The organism is Faecalicoccus sp. LCP19S3_E2, from assembly GCF_052121255.1.
In the GTDB taxonomy this organism is placed as follows: domain Bacteria; phylum Bacillota_I; class Bacilli_A; order Erysipelotrichales; family Erysipelotrichaceae; genus Faecalicoccus.
This window is the reverse complement of record NZ_JBQKEP010000002.1, coordinates 271376-290878: the sequence shown is the minus strand read 5'-3', so window position 1 is coordinate 290878 and position 19503 is coordinate 271376. Positions and strand designations below refer to the sequence as shown.

Below are 19503 nucleotides of genomic sequence, written 5' to 3'. Positions count from 1 at the left end.
TAGAATATCAAAATATAAGGAATCACTTAAAAACAAAGCCCAATCAGCATAATACCAATTGGGCAAGAATTTTTACTTATTTAATGTGTCCACTTGACAGGGACCAGATCAATTATATGGCATCTTTTTTTATACCCTTTTGCCTATATATAGCTTTATGGAATACCAGACAGAACTGTACTTAAAAAATTCAAAGAGAATCAAGGAAAAAATGCGATGATTAGGCTACACGAAACAACAATTAAAGAAATCTGTGAATAAACAAATATACTCACCAAGATTTTAATCTATTTTTATTCCTGCCATATGGCGATATTGTCATGTTTTTTAATATCAATTCCAAAATCTTTTTGAAACGACATTGCCCTGGAGAATATAAAATTTTTCTTTTTTAGTCGCTTGTCACAAGCAAAAATATAAAAAAGACACAACTTATATATTTTGTAGGTTGTGCCATTTAATTCAATATCAGTGATTCGTAAATGAAAATCTAAATAAGATCTATACCATCTTTGGCAGAAAATATCGTAACATGACTTCCCACCAAGGCCAATCATGATTCACATCATATCCCCAGAAATCGATCCAGGCATGAATTCCCTTTTCATATAAGATCTTAGATAATTTCTGTAATGAGTTCTTACAAACATCTTCCCATGCTCCCTGTCCAACCGTAAAGATAATCTGCGATTCATTGTATTTTTGAACATACGGATGCGATGGGTCCATACCGGCCAGATAAGCACATGGATCATTGTTGTAGCAATTATCATCATAAACGCCATGGAAATACTCGTTCATATCATAAACACCACTAATTCCCAGCACCTTATCAAAGCGATCCGGAAATCTAAAAAATAAGTTAGCCGCATGCGTACCACCCATGCTGGCACCTAATGTCATGCATTTTTCATCCTGTGGAAGTCCGGCCTTCCATAAAGCACTTGGCACAAGCTCTTCCATGATATATTGTACCCAGCACTCCTGCAGCCACATACGATGATGTGTATCTCCAAAAGAACTCCAAGTTTCTTTATCAATGGAATCGACCGTACAAAACTGAATACATCCTTCTTCAACCAAATCTTTGACAAGTTCAAACATACCACGATCTTCCCATTCAAAAAAACGTCCATCCTGACATGGGAAAACAAAACAAAGCTTGCCGGCATGTCCATACATTTTAAACTCCATAAATCGATCCAGATAATGAGAATACTCTCGGAAATAACGAATCTGCATAATAAAACCTCTCTATTCCGGCCTCATTATAGCATAATCAATTGTCTTTTTATCAACTCTGCATTATAATTGTTCTGTTTTTTACGGAAAGTGAGTGAACTTATGGCAGAAAAAGAAAAGATTTTAAATATAGCCGTCATTGCCCATGTCGATGCCGGCAAAAGTACATTAGTAGATGCCTTTTTAAGACAAAGTGATGTTTTTAGAGATAATGAAGAAGTGGTGGACTGTATCATGGACTCCAACGACCTGGAAAGAGAACGTGGTATCACGATCTATTCCAAGAACTGCTCTGTGATCCATAATGGAGTTAAGATCAACATCGTCGATACTCCAGGCCATGCCGATTTCTCCAGTGAAGTAGAGCGAATCATTCGTACGGTAGATACTGTTATCCTATTGGTTGATGCCAGTGAAGGTCCAATGCCGCAAACTCGTTTTGTGTTAAGTAAGGCTCTGGAAATCGGATTAAAGCCGATTTTATTGATCAATAAAATTGATAAAAATGATCAACGTGCCGAAGAAGTTGTCGATGAAGTTTATGAATTATTCTTAGACTTAAATGCCAATGATGAACAATTGGACTTCCCTATCCTTTATGGAATTGCCCGCGAAGGAATCGTACAATACGATTTAAATACACCAAGCGAAAATATCGAACCTTTGTTTGATACCATTTTAAAACATTGTGATGTATATCCGGATTTAGATGATGAACCTTGTCGTATGCAGGTTTCAGCTCTGGCTTATGATGAATACATCGGTCGTTTAGGAATCGGACGTATTTATTCCGGCGTCTTAAAACAAGGAGCTCCTTATATTCGTTGTAATCAGGACGGCCTTGAGAAAAAAGAAACCATCTCCAACTTATTCGTATATAAGGGACTCTCTCGAACAAGCGTAAAAGAAGCCAGAAGTGGTGATATCGTTGTCATTGCCGGTATGCCGGATATCAGTATCGGTGATACGATTTGTGATATCGATCATGTAGAACCAATGGATCATATTCCCATTGAAGAACCGACACTATCTATGAACTTCCATGTCAATTCCAGTCCTTTTGCCGGACGTAGTGGAAAATATGTAACCAGTCGAAACATCAAGGAACGCCTGGAAAGAGAGTTGGAAGTCAACGTAGGTCTTAAAGTAGAACCAACTGACAGTGCAGATTGTTTTAAAGTTTCCGGACGTGGTGAACTGCATATCTCCATTCTGATTGAAAATATGCGCCGTGAGGGTTATGAATTAGCCATCAGTAAGCCGGAAGTTATCTTACATCGAGATGAAAACGGTGTAAAAGTAGAACCAGTCGAAGAAGTTGTTTGTCTGGCACCGGAAGAATATTCAGGAACTATCATCAACAAACTGAATCTTCGAAAAGGTGTGATGGAAAACATGGAAGAAGAAAACGGCTATGTCAAGATCACCTATCAGGTACCGACACGCGGATTGTTGGGATTTAGAAATGAATTCATCAACGATACTCACGGAGAAGGAACTTTAGTACGGCGAATCTGCGGTTATGAACCATTTAAAGGTGAGATTTCCCAGCGTATGCAAGGGGCTATGATCTCTACGGAAACAGGAACCGCAATGACGTATGCACTATGGAATCTGCAGGAAAGAGGACAGTTATTTATTGGTCCGCAGACAGAAGTCTATGAAGGTATGATCATTGGCGAATCTGCCAAGAATATCGATATGGATGTCAATCCTTTGAAGAATAAGAAGCTGACCGCCATTCGTTCCAGCGGACGTGATGAAGCCATGTTGTTGACACCGCCAAGAGTATTTTCTCTCGAAGAAGCTTTGGAATGGATCAATGATGATGAATTGGTAGAAGTGACACCCGATGCGATCCGCATCCGCAAAAAAGGACTTACAGCACAAGATCGTAGAGCCTTATATCGTGAAAAAATGGCACAAAAGTAATAACACGGAATCGGTAAAACATACCGGTTCTTTTTTTATAGCATATTAAAAACCAGTCGCATTGACTGGTTTACATCGTTTGTGTTTTAGATACTTCAGGCAGCTTTTTGAATGGAACTACTTTTGTTTTATCCAACGTAGCCATGATCATTGGAATCAAGATCAATTGAACGACAATGCCTGATATTGCGGTCAAGACAGCTCCATTGATCAACATCATAGCACTGACATTTGATACTCCTACTAATAGACAGGTAGCAATGGCCCATACCACTCTTCCGGCAATCATGGAGATAAATAAGGCAATGTAAAGTTGTTTGATGCATTGCCATTTCGCATGGTTATACACATAACCAATCACACCACCGTAAGTAGCTAGTTCAAATGCCATTGCGATGGCCGTTGGAAATAATGGCGGCATTCCAAAAACCAAGCTTCTTACTATCGGTAAGATCAGGCCAACACCTAGTCCATACTCCCATCCACATAACAATCCGCATAAAAATACCGGTATATGCATTGGTAATAACATGCTTCCAATTTGCGGAATCTGTCCGGTAAAAAAAGGAAACACAAATCCTATCGCCAAAAATAAAGCAGATAACGTTAATTTGTGTATCGTTTTCATTTTGTTCTTTTCCCTTTCTTTAGTAACATTCAAAATTTAATTTTGTGCTATTTCAGAGTCATATGAATGATATTTATCGCATAAAAATCATCCATCTCATCATAGAATCAAATATCTTTACAAGATTACCTTACCACAATTATTGATGGATTCAAAATACCTATAACCATTAAAAAACTATGCCTAAAAGGAATACTTATATATAAAGACAATATTAGAAACAATCTTCAACTATACTTCTTTTCATGTTTAAGATAAAAAAGTTACCATAAAAAAAAGCCCATCCGGACTCTTCTGAACATTAATCTCTGGTATTGATAATCAAAAATTTACAGTTCTGTTTTGCGATGATTCGATACTCTTGATCTGTTTCGATCAACAACGATTCCCCCTGACGAACGATATACAGCTCTTTATTCTGTAAGGAAACTATTAAGGCTCCTTCCATACAAGTAATAAAGATGTCGCGATCATCTGCCGGTAAGATCATTTCTCCATCATGCCATAATGAATGCATGATCATGGAAAAATCAGGTGAATCAACAAATGTCTTCGTCAAAGACTGACTAGGGCTGTACATCAGCATATTCCGCAGCTGAACCGCCTCATTTTTTGGAAAATTTTTAATCATTTTCATCCCTCCTCCTAACAGGATAGACTGTTTCGGTCTCAAAAACAAGTTAAAAACCGGTTAATTCTTAACTAACAATTTTGTGCTGAAATACACAGGGGGAGGGGCCTTATGGATTTTATCAAAAAATGGTTATATTTTATCATTGGTGTTTTGATCAACTCTTTCGGTATCGCTTTGATCACAAAGGGCGCTTTAGGAACATCTCCTATTTCCAGTATTCCTTATGTGCTATCCTTACAATTCCCTTCGTTTTCTTTTGGAATGACCACTTTTTGGGTCAATTCACTTTTTATCCTTGTGCAAATCATCTTGCTCAAGAAAGATTTTAAGCCCTGCAATGCTTGCAATTTGGTGTCAATATTCTCTTTAGCAGTTCCATTGATTTTAGTATGAGCCTGCTTTCCTTTTTAGAGCTTTTCAGCATTTGGATACAGATGCTCACTTTGATTCTTGGCTGTCTGGTTCTAGCTATAGGTATTAATTTTGAAGTTGCACCTAAAATTATGTTTGTACCCGGCGAAGGTGCCATACAAGCCATTTCCGATACATTTCACACGAATTTCGGTAAAACAAAGGTCGCATTTGATACCACACTAATGGGTATCGCACTCTTACTATCTTTTCTATTCTTTGGACATCTAAACGGTTTAAGCATTGGAACCATTATTTCCGCATTGATTGTCGGTTTATTTGTCAATGGTGTACGAAATATTCTTCACTTAGAACAAAAGTTTTCCTGATTCGCTTATTTTTCCAGCTTACCATGATAGTTTTCAATACCACCGATGTTTGTTACATCAAAATAACCGGCTTTTTTCATTTGTCGAACAGCACGGCTGCTCCTGGCTCCACTTCGACAATAAACAAAGACCGGTGTTTTTTTATCCGGTATCTTTTCTAAAACCTGATCTAAAGAAGCTAAATCGATATTTATACTTTCAGGGATATGTCCTTGTGCATATTCCTGATTTGTTCTTACATCTAAAAGAATTCCATTCTTTGCCATTTTATAGACTTCAATTCCGGCATCAATATCAATTTGAAATAAGCTTTTTAATCGCATGGTTATGCCTCCAATCTCTTGATAAAAAAACGATCCATTTTACTATGAACTATACAGGCAGGACGCTCTATTTCCTGAAAGCCTTGTTTTCTGTATAAGGCTATAGCCGGTTTTAATATCGAATGTGTTTCCAGATACAACATCTCATACCCTTTTTGAATTGCTTCCTGTTCTACTATTTCCAACAATCGATATCCCCATCCTTTATTTCTGGCTTCCGGGCATAAATAACACTTTTGAACTTCTAAGCAGCTGGGAAAATACACAAAGCGCTCCAGACCTATACCACCCATCACTTTTTGATTTGCCTCCAAAACCCAATACCACCGGTTTTCTTTCTGATAATACTGGCTTAAATGATCCAGATTTTCATCAAAATATGCTGTACCCGACTGATCTAAATGTACACTTTTCAGACTATTTCGGATAATTTTGGCTAAAGTCAAATCATCTTGCGGCCGTATTTTTCGGATCTTAACATTTTCCTGTTTCAACATGATTTTAGTATAACAAATATTTTTGATTAGAGATACCTATCATAAAAACTTACGAGCTAACCATCGATTGATCACATAAAAGACAAAGCCGTACAGGACAAATATCCCCAGAACAAAAAATACAAATAACAAATATTCTCTATAAATTCTTCCATGTATTAGATAGAAAAGAGATATGATTCCCATACCTATATAAACGAATAAATGAAGACATAAAAAATCCTTTTTACGAACTTCTTTTAAAAACCATCCTAAATATATATGCTGCAAAAGGCTTATCAGAACAATCCACAGTACAAGCCAAATAAATCCTTTGGGTACCGGATGATCAGCACCGGCATAAAAGATCGATAAATTTAAAACCAGAAACAAGAATGTTTCTATCCACTGCAGTGTTTTTTGCTTCATAATAATTTCTGTATCGCTTCTTTGATGAGATCCATTTTTTCTGTTGGTTCAAAGCGGGCAACGACATGTCCCTGACGATCGACCAAAAACTTTGTGAAATTCCATTTAATATCCGGATTCTTTTTGTAGTCTTTATCTATTTTCTTTAACATCGCATTCATGGCCATGGCCTTAACGCCTTTTCCAAACCCCTTAAAGTCTTGTTGTGATTTTAAGTAGGCATACAAAGGCAATTGATCAGGCCCATTCACATCCGATTTTTTCATCTGTGGAAACTGTGTATTGTATTTTAATGTGCAGAATTGGTGAATTTCTTCATCACTTTCAGGTGTCTGATTGGCAAACTGGTTACAAGGTATATCTAAAATTTCCAAACCTTTCTCATGAAATTCCTCATACATCGACTCAAGATCTTTATATTGTGGTGTAAAGCCACAACCTGTTGCGGTGTTAACAATCAAAATTACTTTCCCTTTCCATTCTTCCAGTTGAAGCTTTTTATTTTCTCCCGTTTCCAAAACATATTCATAAATACTCATAGCATGTCCTCTTTTCTCTTAGTTTTCTATAATTTTGTACAAAAGACGGTATAGTTCGTTTATCTCTTTTTCATCTAAAGTAAGAGATAAATGCATACAAGAAGGGATCTTACTCAACTTTTCAATCATTTTCTTTCCCGGTTCTTGCAGGTATACAAATACAGAACGTTCATCTTGTTGACTTCTTTGTCGCAGAATCCAACCCTTTGACTCCATTTTTTTTAATAAAGGTGTTAATGTACCTGTATCCAGGTACAAGCGTTTTCCCAAATCTCGAATACAAATACTATCCTCTTCCATTAGAACCATGAACACAATATATTGTGTATATGTAATGTCTAGTTTTTTAAAGTAAGGTGTATAAAGATTAATGACCTTGCGACTTGCCGCATACAATGGAAAACACAACTGATTTTTTAGTAGAAGCTGTTCATAATGCATATTTTTCATCTGCTCCCTTGTCCAAAATCGGTATCCAGGGTAATGTAAAAATCATAATCCGGATATTTATCTTCCAATTCTTTTTGAATTGTTTCAACCTCCTTCTGTCGGTCATGAGACTCAAAACTTATCACAGTATCAAAGCGAATTTGACGTATTCTTTGCTCAATATAAAAACCATGAACCTCTAATACATACGGATGTGACATGACGATCTCTTGTATTCGATTTTGAAGAATCCGATCTTTTTTTCTTGTCGTATTCCGTGCATAAATACCAATAGCCGTTAAAAAAACATGGCATTGCTGATACACCTTTTTCTGTAATTTTCGTAACAATTGGTCTATTTGATCCGCATTCCACGTATCTAATACTTCTACATGCACAGAGCCTGTATAGGTATCAGGTCCATAATCATTCAATACCAGATCATAGGCTCCATATACCCCTTCTTCTTTTTCAATACATTCTAAAATATCTTGTGCCAATTTGACATTGATCCTTTCTCCCAGTAATTTTGAAATAATTTCTTTCAACATGAAAAATCCGGATTTTATGATCCACACAGAAATCAAAAGACCGAGCCATGCCTCTATTGAGATCTTAGTCAACAAATAGATTAATGCAGCAATCAAAGTACTTATCGATACAACTGCATCAAACAGTGCTTCTGTTCCCGAATTCCATAAAGAATCAGAATGTACATCTTTGCCGACTTTACGAAAATAGCTTCCTAACAAGAATTTCACAAAGACACCAATCGCAAGAAAAAACAACGTTATATTCTGATAATCAGGGACGGGTGGAACCAGCAAAGCCTCTATTGATTTTTTTAGTGAGGTCACTCCCGCATAAAATATCAACATAGCAATCAATAAAGTACTGAAATACTCAATACGCCCATAACCAAATGGATGTTTTTGATCTTGTTTTTTGGCAGCCAGCCAAGTTCCTATAATCGTAATCAATGAAGAGGCCGCATCGGAAATATTATTGACAGCATCCATTAAGATTGCCACCGAATTCGATAAAACCCCTAAAACGACCTTCATGATCGATAGCAGAAGATTTGTTCCAATACCGATCCAGCTTGTACGCATAATCACTTTTTGTCGCAACGATTCCATAGTACCTCCTGGTAATTATATTTTGTAAAATTATATTGTGCAAAATATAAATAGACAAGTATTATGCTTTATCGATGTGAATTTCCAATGACCAAAGTCAACGAGATTACAGTAATCTTATTTCAACAATACAATCCAATGCTATCTTTTCCTTTACCATTTGAATATTTTTTTGATCGAAATCAATTTTACTGATGATTCCTGTTTTTTGAACATATTCTTTTTCATCATAATAAACTATTTGCAGCATATCTCCTTTTTGAATCTGATGAATCTTTCTATTCAGTATTTCCAGATCATCCTCCGACAATTCTCGTTTTTCGACAACGATTCGTTCTTTCTCTCTTAAAAGCTCTCGAAAGCCCTTCAAGGCATCAAAGGCCTGAAAGATATACGCTCTTTGTTGCCGGGACATCATGCCTTATGACCACCAATCGTCTGATTCCTGTATTTTGCCGTTGCCTGATTTAGTCCACTGATGCCTTTTAGTACAGCATTTTTACCAAACCGCTCGCGAATCTGTACCAATGTCTGCTGAAGTTTTCTTTCCTGCAAAACTTTTTCTGTATCGGTAAACAAATCGTATTGTTCATATTTTTCATCTCGCACATGGCCTAATGTAATAGCAATTTGACGAATCGGCGCTGTTCGATCGGTAATTCTTTCATACAACAAGACAAACTCTTTCATCAATAAAGAATAGGAATTCGTTCGATTGGTGATAGCACAAGAGCCGCGACTGGCCTTGCGCACATCCTTTGAATAACCGACGAACAAACCGATATGGTCAGTAACCAGATGTCGTTGTGTCAAAACAAGAACATTGGCATCCACCATCTCTTTTAAGATAATCAAAGCGTCCTCATAATTATAGTCTTTAAAAAGAATCTGACTGTTAGATATGGAATTCGAGCGCGGCTGGTATGCTTTGATATCTTGAATTTCCACACATTCTTTCCCCCAGGCATGATCGATCAAAATCTCGGCATTAACACCAAACTCCTTGTATAAAATCTCTGGTGGGCATTTAGTCACCTGCCACAAATCACGAATTCCCAATCGATACAATCGCTTAGAAATTCCCTGTCCTATCATCCAAAAATCAGTTAATGGCTGATGATGCCACAATGTTTTATAAAAGGTATCTTCATCCAGAATACCTATATTATCCGGTGCATGCTTCGCCGTAATATCCAGGGCCACCTTTGCCAAAAACAAATTGTTTCCAATACCGGCTGCCGATGTTATACCTGTCTGCTCATATACATCCGCAATGATTTTTTTAGCCAGTTTAGGCGCTGTTGTCTGATACAACTCTAGATAGGAGGTCACATCAAAAAAGGATTCATCGATCGAATATACGACAATATCATCCGGTGAAATATATTTTAGAAAAATTCCATAGATCTTTGCGGCATACTCCATATATAAGTGCATGCGTGGCGGTGCTATTTTATAAGAAATATTCTTAGGAATCTGAAAGATCCGCCCACGACTTGGTACGCCTAATTTTTTAATAGCCGGTGTTGCGGCTAAAGTAATGGCTCCACCGCCCCGATCGGGATCGGCCACCACTAAATTGACTTGAAAAGGATCCAGACCTCTTTCTACACATTCCACGGAGGCATAAAACGATTTAAAATCAATGCACAAATATTGTTTCTGTTTATTCTTCATCGAATCACCATTGTCATAGTAACGATTTAATTTCCTAAATTCAAGATAGATTTGGGAAATTTTTAACTTTTTTATCCTTTTATTTCGCAAAATATAGATTTTTCTGTTATGATATAAGCACGGAGGAATACTATGCGTTTAAAAGAACTTTTGATTCAATACGAACTACAGAATAATTTGAATCATGCCGCCATGGCTCAAAAAATCGGCGTTTCTACTTCCACCTATTATCGATGGATCAATGAAGAAAGCACCGAATTAAAGAAAACAACGCTTAAAAAAATTGCTCATGTCTTAGATTGTGACATCGAAAAAGTTCTCAATGATGACGGTGAGTGTGTCAAACCTATTTTAGGCTTTGCCAAGGCTGGCTATGATTTATTTGCCGAGCAGCAGATCGAAGGATATGTTGAAGTCAACGCCAGTGATGCCAAAAAAGGCGATTATTTTTTACGCATTCAAGGCGATTCCATGGAAGGGTCGCACATTTACGATGGCGATCTTGTCTATGTACAAAAATGTGATGTAGTAGAAGATGGAAAAATCGCAGTCGTGCTGATTGGTGAAGAAGCCACAGTCAAAAAAGTGCGCTATAAAAAGAATCTCATGATTTTAGAAGCTTCCAATCCTAAATATGAGCCTAAATACTTTACCCCTCAGGAAATCGAAGAAATTCCTGTTCGTATTTTAGGGCGGGTGCGCTTTGTACGAACAGACTTTGAATAACAAAACCTTTTTTTTGATCGTGTTATTGACTATACTAGAAATAATGAAAAGAGTGTGATTATGAAACGATTTCAATATTATAAAGTAGCTGCCTGTTCCCCATCGGTAGCCATTGGTGATCCGCAAGCCAATGTACGATCGATCCTTGCGGTTTTAAAGCAACTGCCTGCAGATACCCAGTGTGCCGTATTTCCGGAGCTTTGTATCAGCGGTTATACATGTCAGGATCTTTTTTATGAAGATTTGTTATTAAGAGAAAGTAAAAGTGCCCTGGAAGAGCTGGTACAAAACATTCCTGACAATCAGGTCGTCATTGTAGGACTTCCCCTTGCCATTGATGACAAATTGTATAACTGTGCTGCAGTATGCTTTAACCAGGAAGTATTAGGCATCTATGTAAAAACATATGTGCCGATGTATAACGAATACTATGAAAAGCGATGGTTTTCCAGTGCCAAGGATCTCAAGAAAAATGCGACCATTTCTCTTTTTGGAAAAGAAGTACCGGTATCCAATCAAATTGTGTTTAAAGATAAGACAACTTCTGCCTGCATCGGTGTGGAAATCTGTGAAGATCTATGGGTAACGATTCCCGTTAGTTCCCGCCTTGCCTTAGCCGGTGCCAACATTCTTTGTAACTGCAGCGCTTCCAACGAAATTATCTCCAAACAAAGCTATCGAAAAGATCTGGTCTTACATCAAAGTGCTGCATGTTACAGCGGCTATGTCTATGCCAGTGCCGGCCCGGATGAAAGCAGCAGCGATCTGGTCTTTAGCGGACACAATCTGATTGCGGAAAACGGCAGTCTTTTAGCTGAAAAGACAATGCAGGATACCAATGAATATATCGTTAGTGAAATCGATCTTCAGCATCTTTTACACGATCGTATGCATTTTAAAACGAGCATGGAAGAAAAAGAAGAAAATACACTGGTCATCTCTTTTGCCAGCAAGCCTATAGATACCATTGAATTAAAACGAAATATGGATGCCTATCCTTTTGTTCCTAAACAGATGGAAAAACGCATGGAACGCTGTCAGGATATTTTACGCATTCAGGCACAAGGGCTGGCAACCCGTTTAAAGAAAATCCATGGAAACAGTGTTGTCATCGGTATCAGTGGTGGATTGGACTCCACTCTGGCTTTATTGGTATGTCATGAAGCCTTTAAAATCTGTCATTTAGATCCTGCCGGAATCCATGCGATTACTATGCCTGGCTTTGGTACGACAGACCGCACAAAAAACAACTCTCATACACTGATGCAGTTGTTGCAGGTTTCTCGTGAAGAAATTTCCATTGCCGATGCAGTTTATCAACATTTTAAAGATATTGGCCACGATATAAATCAGCATGATATTACCTACGAAAACTCACAGGCCAGAGAACGAACACAAATTCTTATGGATCTAGCCAATAAATACAACGGGTTTGTAGTAGGAACCGGTGATCTAAGTGAACTGGCTCTTGGCTGGTGTACTTATAATGGTGATCATATGAGCATGTATGCCGTCAATGCCAGCGTTCCCAAGACCTTAGTTCGCTACATTGTAGAAAGCTTTGCCCTTAAAGCAAAAAAAGAAGGCAACCAACCACTTTGTGATGTACTGATGGATATCTGCGATACACCGGTATCACCTGAGCTATTACCACCGGATGAGAAAGGAAACATCCAACAAAAAACAGAAGAAGTATTAGGTTCCTATGATCTGCATGATTTCTTCTTATATCATATGTTGCGTTTTCATGAAGAACCGCAAAAGATCTATGCTCTATGTCTTAAAGCTTTTCCATCCATAAAAAAAGAAACGATCCAGAAAGCTCTACAAACTTTCTATTCTCGTTTCTTTGCACAGCAGTTCAAACGAAACTGTATGCCGGATGGTGTCAAAGTCGGTTCTATTTGTTTTTCACCTAGAGGTGACTGGCGTATGCCAAGCGATGCCAGTCGCAATCTATGGCTTTCACAAGTAAAAGCGATCCAGAATGATTAAATCTGGGTCGTTTTCTTTTATATTCACCTTTCAATCTTTAACATCTGTACCGCAATACAACCTGGTCCACCTTGCGTAATAAACGTCGGTGATAACGGAGAAATGATGATTTTTGCCTCTGGGTATTTTGCTTTTAGCTTCTTTTGTGTTTCAAAAGCCAACTCATCATTAAAAGCATGCGTAATAAAGAAAGTATAATTCTCATCAACATGTTTCTTATCACATTCTTCCAAAATCGATTTTAAAGCTTTCGTATATGTTCGTGTTACTGTAAATTTGACTAAAGCTTTTCCGTCATCTTGTTTCTGCATCACGGGTATAAGTTTCAACAAACCACCAAGTCCGGCTTCGATTTGACGAACACGTCCTCCCCGAAGCAAAAATTGGAAATCAAAAGGAATTAAAAACGATAAATCACTTTCTCTGGATTTCTCCAACATAGACAATACTTGTTCCAAAGAAGCACCTTCTGCCTTCATTTTTACAGCTTCATCCACCAACAGGCGATGAGGTCCACAAAGTGTCATGGAATTAAAAATATGAATTCTTTCCGGATGCTCACATTGCTCTTTTGCCAGCATCGCATTTTCGTAAGTACCACTTAAACCATCGGCCATGGTAATATCCAATACTTCTCCATCTTTAGTCAGTTCATTATAGGTATCGATCTTATCTCCGATAGAAGGCTGCGACGTACTGGGAACTTTCTTTTGTTTGATAAGCGTTAAAAGACGAGTACTGGTAATATCTTCAAAATCTCTATAGCTTTCTCCATCAATGTTAACATGAAGCGGACAAACACGTATTCCCTTCTTTTGTCCTTCCTGAATGGAATATAGTGTCGATGAATCTGTAACAATATGAAACATTTAAAAATCCTCCTTGGACAACTCTATCATTAAAGTATCATTAATAGTTTTTAAAGTCAATATATCTAGTCTTTAAAACTAGTTTGATTAGTTATTATAATTGTGTTACACTTCTTCCATGGAGCAAAAAGGAAACATTCAAAAAAAACTTATTGCGTTTCGATGTCCCCGATGGAAAGATCTTCCGGACTTTGATTTATACATGGATCAGGTTGTTTTGTGGATCACACAAAAGCTGGAACCCTTATATTTTAATCAGGAAAAAATCTTAACCAACAGCATGGTCAACAATTATGTTAAAAACAGTATTGTCGATCCACCTGTAAAAAAACACTATACATCGAAGCATCTGGCATATTTAATGGTTGTCTGTATTTTAAAACGCTGTTATACATTATCGGGAATTGCCAGTCTGATCGATATTCAGGCAAAAATTCCGGGATCGAACTATAAAGCGGCTTATGATAAGTTTTCTGTATATTTTGAGATTTATCTGCATGAAGTGATGAAAAAAGGAAATTTAGATTCCATTCATTCTAAATATCATTCTAAAGAAGAAGAACTCTTATGTAATGTAGTATCTTCTATTGTTTTAAAAATCTATACAGAATATTATTTGTTGGACCAATAACGCTATAAGATTAGAAGTTACTGGTTCTTTTTTGTAAGATCGCAGAAAAAAAGACACTCAAAGTCTGAGTATCTTTTCCTCATTCCATTTATCTTTTACTGGTGGGTTTTGATTTGGGATACCAAAGGCAAGAATCCATAAAGGAAGAATATGCTCTGGTAAATCAATGACTTCTTTTATTTTTTCGATTCTGTCCTGGTTAGGATATCCACCCATCCAACAAGAACCGATACTTAATTCTTTGGCCTGAACCAGCATATTTTGGGTAGCTGCTGCACAATCTTGTTGACAATAATCCGTACTGGGATTGATTGATAAATCCGCACAAACCACAATCGCAAGTGTGGCGGTTTGTAAAGGAGAAGCATAAGGCGAAAACTCCTGCAATTGACGAATCAGACTTTCCTTTTCGATCACCACAAAATACCAAGGCTGTAGGTTTCGTGCCGATGGTGCAAAAAATCCAGCTTTTAAGATGGCATTGACTTGTTCCTGTGTCAATGTTTGATCAGTGAACTGACGAACACTCGTGCGCTCGTATATCGCATTCATGGCTATTCCTCTCCGTCCCAACAATACGTACAAAGCTTACATTTTGGCAAACCGATAGATTCAATCATATCATCTAAACGATGGTAACGAAGCGAAGTAAACTTAGAGCGTTTGCGAATCTCTTCGCACATATTTTGATAACGTTCACTATCTGGATCTGCATATTCTTTTAATACTTCATCACTGACATTTTCACCTTCCAGATCCTTGATGACACGTCTTGTGATCAGATCCATTTCCGAACTGGAGCGTGAAAAATTTAAATATTTACATCCATACATGATTGGTGGACAGGCAGGACGTACATGAACTTCTTTAGCACCTGACTGATAAAGAAAATCTGTTGTTTCTCCCAGTTGGGTTCCACGAACGATCGAATCATCAATCAACAACAATTTTTTATCTTTGATTAGCTCCTGAACCGGAATCAGCTTCATTTTGGCAATCATATTTCTTTGTGACTGGCTGGTTGGCATAAAACTTCGAGGCCAGGTTGGTGTATATTTGATAAACGGTCTGGAGAATGGTATTTTTGTCACATTTGAATAACCTACCGCATGGGCGATTCCACTATCCGGAACACCGGCTACGCTATCGACTTCGACATTTGTATCTCTTGTTGATAAAATTTCCCCGCAACGATTGCGCATACATTCTACATTGACGCCCTCATAAGTACTGGTTGGATAACCATAATATACCCATAAGAACGAACAAATCTTCATTTCTTCCCCGGCTTCTTGTTTCACTTCCACACCATTAGGAGTCATATACAAAATTTCACCAGGACCCATATCTTTGTAGTGATGATATCCTAAGTTTAAAAAGGCGCTGCTTTCGAATGTTGCACAATATCCTGTATCTTTTTCACCTATGATAATGGGTGTACGACCAACCTTATCACGAGCACAGTAAATACCCGATTTTGTCAGGATCAATATGCTCATACTGCCTTCTACAACATCCTGCACATAACGTAAACCTTCCACTAAACTGGCCTTTTGATTGATCAAGGCTGCCACTAATTCTGTTGGATTGATGCCACCTGTACTCATTTCAAAGAAATGTGTCATTCCGTTTTGAAAACAACTTTCCTTCAATTCGTCCAGATTGTTGATACGACCTACGGTAGTAATCGCAAAGCTTCCTAAATGAGAATGAACCAGTAAGGGCTGTGATTCAAAGTCTGAAATACAACCGATGCCCAGACCACCTTCAAACTGATCTAAATCTTTATCAAATTTAGTACGAAACGGGCTGTTTTCTATATTGTGAATGGCTCTGTTAAAACCATTCTTTCCATATACAGCCATACCAGCACGACGTGTCCCTAAGTGTGAATGGTAATCTGTACCAAAAAACAAATCTAAAACACAACTTTTTTTTGAAGCTACCCCAAAAAATCCACTCATAACGTTCTCCTTTTTTAAAAATGTATTATCAGTGTAACACAATTTTTATATTTCAGACAATTGAAGTTTAAAAAGTACAACATATCTATTTAAAGGGTACAACAATCAATCAAAAGTATGTTTTACAATCCATTCTTTTTGTAGTCTTGGTAGTTCATTTTTTTACGTCGTTTAATTGATGGTTTTTCAGAACACAGGTATCATAAACGCAGCCAGAGAATCTATTGAATTTGGTTTAATATCGCCTGATAAACTTCATCAAAGCCAATCTTTTCAGTACTGCTGATACCATAGATGTTCTTTAATGGCAATTGCAGCTTCTGTGAAATATTTTTTAATGCTTTGATTCGCTTTGTCTTAGGAATCTTATCGATCTTAGTTGCCACCAACAAGATCGGAATCTGTAACGATTTAAAATATTCGATCATATCCAGATCGTCATTGGTCGGATCATGTCTGGCATCGACAAGTTGAATCGCAAGCTTTAGCTGCTCTCTCTGGGAAAAATAATCTTCCATCATCTTTCCCATCTTCTTCAACATTTCCTTGGACATACGAGCATAACCGTAGCCTGGTACATCCACTAACATCCAAGTACCATCAATATCAAAGAAATTGATCAAGCGTGTTTTTCCGGGTGTATTTCCTACATAGGCGAGGCGCTTGCGATTGGTCAGTGCATTGATAAAGGAGCTTTTCCCAACGTTACTTCGGCCTACGACTACAACTTCCGGAAGGTTGGAATCTGGCCATTGTTCCTTTTCAACGGCACTGATGACAAATGTCGCCTGCATATTACTGAACCAGTGCGTGTGACAGGACTTGTTTCACATTGGAAACTGGAATAAATGTCACCGCATCTTTTACTTCCTGTGGAAGCTCGTCCAAATCTTTGACATTACCACGAGGAATCAAGATCGTATCGATTCCGCTTCGATGTGCAGCCAGCGATTTTTCTTTTAAACCGCCAATTGGAAGTACATTTCCACGAAGTGTTACTTCTCCTGTCATCGCAATGTTTGCCTTTACAGGAATATTACTGAAGCAGGAAACTAAAGCGGTTGTCATCGTAACACCGGCACTAGGCCCATCCTTAGGAACCGCACCTTCTGGAACATGCACATGAACGTCCAGCTTTTCAAAATCACTGGAATCGATATGATATTCCTTGGCATGTGCACGAATATAGTCTAAGGCAATACTGGCGCTTTCTTTCATGACATCGCCTAACTGTCCTGTCAGGATCAGTTTGCCATGGCCATCAAACTTATTGGCTTCAATCTGTAAGATATCGCCGCCAAAGCTGGTATAAGCAAGTCCGGTTACGGTTCCAACCTGATCCTTTTTCTCTTTTTTACCGTAATCCACTTTTTCATTGCCTAACCATTCGTGAATCAGCTTTTTATTTAAAGTAATCGAGCGTTTTCCATCCTTTAAGATCGCAAGCACTGTCTTACGACAAATCGTCGCAATCGTTCTTTCCAGCTGACGAACGCCGGCCTCTCTTGTGTAATAGCGAATCAGATATAAAAGCATCTTATCGCTGACTTTTAACTGATTTGGCTTCAAACCATTTTCTTCCAGCTGTTTTGGAAGCAAATGCTCTTTGGCAATATTGGTCTTTTCAATATCTGTATAGCTGGAAAGCTCGATGATTTCTAAACGATCACGCAAAGCCGGTGGAATATTTTCCAGATAGTTGGCGGTTGCGATAAATAAAACCTTGGAAAGATCATAGCTTTCTTCAATATAATGATCAGAGAACATAGAGTTCTGTTCCGGATCCAATACTTCCAACATGGCAGAGCTTGGATCCCCTTTATAATCGGAAGCCATTTTATCAATTTCATCAATTAAGAATACCGGATTTGTGACCTGTGCCTTTTTCATTCCCTGAATGATGCGTCCCGGCAAAGCGCCTAAATAAGTGCGTCGATGTCCACGAATTTCCGCTTCATCACGAACACCACCTAATGAGATTTTCACAAAGTGACGATCTAAGGCGCGGGCTACACTGCGAGCCAAAGATGTTTTACCAACACCCGGCGGACCAACCAGACATAAGATTGGCGCTTTTAGTGAATTGGTCATCTGCTTAACGGCCAAATATTCCATGATACGTTCTTTGACCTTTTCCAGGCCATAATGATCTTCATCTAAAATTCTCTGTGCCTCATTTAGGTCTTCGTTATCATGTGTTTCCTGCCACCAGGGAAGGTCCATCAGCCAGTCAATATAGTTTTTGATGACACCGGTTTCTCCGGATGCCATAGGCAGCATTTCATAACGCTGCAATTCTTCTGTAACCTTCTTCTTGATATAATCCGGATATGGATTTTCCTCTAAACGTTTACGAATTTTTTCCGCATCCTGATCCTGTGATCCGATGTCACCTAATTCTTCACGAATGGCATTCATCTTCTCACGCAGATAATAATCTTTTTGTCCCTGATCAATGCGCTCTTTGACCGTTTCATTGATCTTCTGTTCAACTTCCGACATTTTCTTTTCTTTTTCCATGTCGGCCAACAACATCTCTAAACGATCATTGATTCCCAATGTTTCCAGATATTTCTGTTTTCTTTCCGTACTTAAAGGAAAAGCCTGTACCGCACGATCACTTAAAAGATCGGCACCAATTCCTTTGGACAGTTCAATGATCAATTCTTTTGACAAGAACTTTTCCGCATTGCCCATCGTATCAAATTCATTGGCGATCATACGAACCAGAGCTACCTCTTCCATTTCATCCTGACGATAGCTGTGTAAGATATCAACCTGGGCTATGTCACTCAGGCTGCCCTGCTCCCATGCGTTTAACTGCACACGATCCAAGCCTTTAAACTTGATTCGTAAAAAGTTTTCAAAACGTCGTACATGACGAATTTCACAAAGTGTTCCGACTTTATAGATATCATCCATGGTCGGATCATCTTTTTGAAGTTCGATCTGTGAAAACAAGACAACTTTATCTTCATAGTTTTCCTGTGCATTTTCAATTGCTTTTAAGGACGGCTGACGCCCTACATCGATTACGATTTCCTGTTCCGGGAACAAAATCACGCCCCGTGTACATACTAAAGGATATGTTTGAGACATATGTACAACCTCCTTTTCCCTTTTAAAAAAG

The 19503-nt window shown here is 38.1% G+C and carries 20 protein-coding genes and 1 pseudogene; 5 read left to right on the top strand and 16 right to left on the bottom strand.

The window, feature by feature from the left end; all coding sequences use genetic code 11:
- Nucleotides 1-501: 501 nt before the first annotated feature.
- Nucleotides 502-1242: an esterase family protein gene (locus ACTQX6_RS03360; RefSeq protein WP_195222136.1), complete on the bottom strand. Its 741-nt coding sequence runs from the start codon at nt 1240-1242 to the stop codon at nt 502-504.
- A gap of 102 nt (nt 1243-1344) precedes the next feature.
- On the opposite strand from ACTQX6_RS03360, the gene typA reads away from it, so the two are divergent.
- A complete protein-coding gene (gene typA / locus ACTQX6_RS03355; RefSeq protein ID WP_195222135.1) occupies nt 1345-3174 on the top strand; it encodes a translational GTPase TypA in 1830 nt (609 codons plus the stop codon).
- 70 nt (nt 3175-3244) lie between these two features.
- Here the strand turns inward: typA and ACTQX6_RS03350 are convergent, their stop codons facing one another.
- Together ACTQX6_RS03350 and ACTQX6_RS03345 are read right to left on the bottom strand one after the other, a co-directional pair.
- Nucleotides 3245-3802 carry an ECF transporter S component gene (locus tag ACTQX6_RS03350; protein ID WP_320863078.1) on the bottom strand — a complete coding sequence of 186 codons (558 nt, stop codon included), beginning with the start codon at nt 3800-3802 and terminating at the stop codon, nt 3245-3247.
- Between the two features lie 301 nt (nt 3803-4103).
- Nucleotides 4104-4433 carry a hypothetical protein gene (locus tag ACTQX6_RS03345; protein WP_117446122.1) on the bottom strand — a complete coding sequence of 110 codons (330 nt, stop codon included), beginning with the start codon at nt 4431-4433 and terminating at the stop codon, nt 4104-4106.
- A 111-nt stretch (nt 4434-4544) separates the two neighbouring features.
- Here ACTQX6_RS03345 and ACTQX6_RS03340 point away from each other — a divergent pair.
- Nucleotides 4545-5176: pseudogene (locus tag ACTQX6_RS03340) on the top strand (YczE/YyaS/YitT family protein).
- Between the two features lie 5 nt (nt 5177-5181).
- On the opposite strand, the gene ACTQX6_RS03335 reads toward ACTQX6_RS03340, so the two are convergent.
- From ACTQX6_RS03335 to ACTQX6_RS03300, 8 genes are all read right to left on the bottom strand, one after another.
- Nucleotides 5182-5499, bottom strand: coding sequence for a rhodanese-like domain-containing protein (locus ACTQX6_RS03335; protein ID WP_117446119.1), 318 nt, complete (start codon nt 5497-5499; stop codon nt 5182-5184).
- Nucleotides 5500-5501: 2 nt separating this feature from the next.
- On the bottom strand, nt 5502-5996 hold the full coding sequence (locus tag ACTQX6_RS03330; RefSeq protein WP_303970819.1) for a GNAT family N-acetyltransferase: 495 nt from the start codon (nt 5994-5996) through the stop codon (nt 5502-5504).
- A gap of 39 nt (nt 5997-6035) precedes the next feature.
- A complete protein-coding gene (locus ACTQX6_RS03325) occupies nt 6036-6404 on the bottom strand; it encodes a hypothetical protein (RefSeq protein ID WP_303970817.1) in 369 nt (122 codons plus the stop codon).
- Complete coding sequence (locus ACTQX6_RS03320) at nt 6401-6943, bottom strand: glutathione peroxidase (RefSeq protein ID WP_303970816.1); 543 nt, start codon at nt 6941-6943, stop codon at nt 6401-6403. Before ACTQX6_RS03320 ends, ACTQX6_RS03325 begins: the two co-directional genes overlap by 4 nt.
- Before the next feature lie 18 nt (nt 6944-6961).
- The gene (locus ACTQX6_RS03315) at nt 6962-7393 is read right to left on the bottom strand and encodes a MarR family winged helix-turn-helix transcriptional regulator (protein WP_294687931.1); all 432 of its coding nucleotides are present in this window, start codon (nt 7391-7393) and stop codon (nt 6962-6964) included.
- On the bottom strand, nt 7390-8511 hold the full coding sequence (locus ACTQX6_RS03310; RefSeq protein WP_294687929.1) for a cation diffusion facilitator family transporter: 1122 nt from the start codon (nt 8509-8511) through the stop codon (nt 7390-7392). Before ACTQX6_RS03310 ends, ACTQX6_RS03315 begins: the two co-directional genes overlap by 4 nt.
- A gap of 106 nt (nt 8512-8617) precedes the next feature.
- On the bottom strand, nt 8618-8929 hold the full coding sequence (locus tag ACTQX6_RS03305; protein WP_294687926.1) for a YolD-like family protein: 312 nt from the start codon (nt 8927-8929) through the stop codon (nt 8618-8620).
- Complete coding sequence (locus ACTQX6_RS03300) at nt 8926-10188, bottom strand: Y-family DNA polymerase (protein ID WP_294687923.1); 1263 nt, start codon at nt 10186-10188, stop codon at nt 8926-8928. Before ACTQX6_RS03300 ends, ACTQX6_RS03305 begins: the two co-directional genes overlap by 4 nt.
- A gap of 132 nt (nt 10189-10320) precedes the next feature.
- On the opposite strand from ACTQX6_RS03300, the gene ACTQX6_RS03295 reads away from it, so the two are divergent.
- Together ACTQX6_RS03295 and ACTQX6_RS03290 are read left to right on the top strand one after the other, a co-directional pair.
- Nucleotides 10321-10914, top strand: a complete 594-nt coding sequence (locus ACTQX6_RS03295; RefSeq protein WP_195222131.1) for a LexA family protein — start codon at nt 10321-10323, stop codon at nt 10912-10914.
- 60 nt (nt 10915-10974) lie between these two features.
- Nucleotides 10975-12909: an NAD(+) synthase gene (locus ACTQX6_RS03290; protein WP_294687918.1), complete on the top strand. Its 1935-nt coding sequence runs from the start codon at nt 10975-10977 to the stop codon at nt 12907-12909.
- A gap of 23 nt (nt 12910-12932) precedes the next feature.
- Here the strand turns inward: ACTQX6_RS03290 and ACTQX6_RS03285 are convergent, their stop codons facing one another.
- Nucleotides 12933-13778: a DegV family protein gene (locus tag ACTQX6_RS03285; RefSeq protein WP_117446110.1), complete on the bottom strand. Its 846-nt coding sequence runs from the start codon at nt 13776-13778 to the stop codon at nt 12933-12935.
- Between the two features lie 118 nt (nt 13779-13896).
- On the opposite strand from ACTQX6_RS03285, the gene ACTQX6_RS03280 reads away from it, so the two are divergent.
- Nucleotides 13897-14409 (top strand): DUF1836 domain-containing protein, encoded by a 513-nt coding sequence (locus tag ACTQX6_RS03280; protein ID WP_294687915.1) that lies wholly within the window; start codon nt 13897-13899, stop codon nt 14407-14409.
- Nucleotides 14410-14466: 57 nt separating this feature from the next.
- Here ACTQX6_RS03280 and ACTQX6_RS03275 read toward each other — a convergent pair whose 3' ends face one another.
- From ACTQX6_RS03275 to lon, 4 genes are all read right to left on the bottom strand, one after another.
- The gene (locus ACTQX6_RS03275; RefSeq protein WP_272002771.1) at nt 14467-14961 is read right to left on the bottom strand and encodes a nitroreductase family protein; all 495 of its coding nucleotides are present in this window, start codon (nt 14959-14961) and stop codon (nt 14467-14469) included.
- A 2-nt stretch (nt 14962-14963) separates the two neighbouring features.
- Nucleotides 14964-16373 carry an amidophosphoribosyltransferase gene (locus ACTQX6_RS03270; RefSeq protein ID WP_441657226.1) on the bottom strand — a complete coding sequence of 470 codons (1410 nt, stop codon included), beginning with the start codon at nt 16371-16373 and terminating at the stop codon, nt 14964-14966.
- 221 nt (nt 16374-16594) lie between these two features.
- Complete coding sequence (gene yihA, locus ACTQX6_RS03265) at nt 16595-17167, bottom strand: ribosome biogenesis GTP-binding protein YihA/YsxC (protein ID WP_117446106.1); 573 nt, start codon at nt 17165-17167, stop codon at nt 16595-16597.
- A 1-nt stretch (nt 17168) separates the two neighbouring features.
- Nucleotides 17169-19472 carry an endopeptidase La gene (gene lon / locus ACTQX6_RS03260; RefSeq protein WP_117446105.1) on the bottom strand — a complete coding sequence of 768 codons (2304 nt, stop codon included), beginning with the start codon at nt 19470-19472 and terminating at the stop codon, nt 17169-17171.
- Nucleotides 19473-19503: the final 31 nt, after the last annotated feature.